Origin of the sequence: Halobellus sp. EA9 (assembly GCF_051195055.1) — an archaeon.
GTDB lineage: Archaea > Halobacteriota > Halobacteria > Halobacteriales > Haloferacaceae > Haloquadratum > Haloquadratum rubicundus.
In genome coordinates this window covers 1-631 of record NZ_JBNTJW010000048.1, presented here as the reverse complement: position 1 = coordinate 631, position 631 = coordinate 1, and the positions used below count along the sequence as shown (strand labels likewise).

At 56.9% G+C, this 631-nt stretch carries 1 protein-coding gene; it reads right to left on the bottom strand.

What is annotated here, in order from left to right; translation table 11 throughout:
- Positions 1–78: 78 nt before the first annotated feature.
- Positions 79–378, bottom strand: coding sequence for a hypothetical protein (locus ACQUQ0_RS17585; RefSeq protein WP_435187055.1), 300 nt, complete (start codon positions 376–378; stop codon positions 79–81).
- Positions 379–631: the final 253 nt, after the last annotated feature.

The following is a 631-nucleotide window of genomic DNA, read 5'->3' as shown; positions in this document are numbered from 1 at the left end:
CGTAGAGGGTGGATGCAGCAGGGTACTTGTGAGAACAGTGCTCTCAGAACGTCGGTGGACTCGAAGGCCTTCCGTCTCTCACGCAGTGATGAGGTCGGGTGCTAGGAAGATGGTCACGAGGAGACTCACCAGTACGGCAAGCGCCGTGAGTCGCAGGACACCAGCTTCCCGTCGGCGGGGTTTCGGCAGGGACTCGGCAATGCCGGAGAGGGCCATCCCGACGCTCATAAACAGGGTAGCGTAGAACGGTGTTGCCCCTTCTACAATGACGTAGTACCCCTGCTGCCCGGCCAGCAGGAGTGCGCCACAGAGGAACACCAGTCCAAGGGGATGACCAGAGGGCTCACTAAACAGCGTTTGGTCGATGATGGAGGGCATCGAGCGTGTGATTACCCGCGTGGGATAAATATGCACTGCGTTCGCCCACCTGTTGCTGGAATCTTCATACCTGTGCCGAGCGAACGGTGCCGATGGCGCTGACCGATACGCGCGTTGTATTCAGCAAGGCATTATGAACGTCAACGTAATCTGGTAGAAACTTCAGCGGTAGACTCGCACGCATACTTTTCCGGCTGATTCAGTCAATCCCAGCCGAAAACAACCGACACTGATTGATCAGTACAGGAGACTC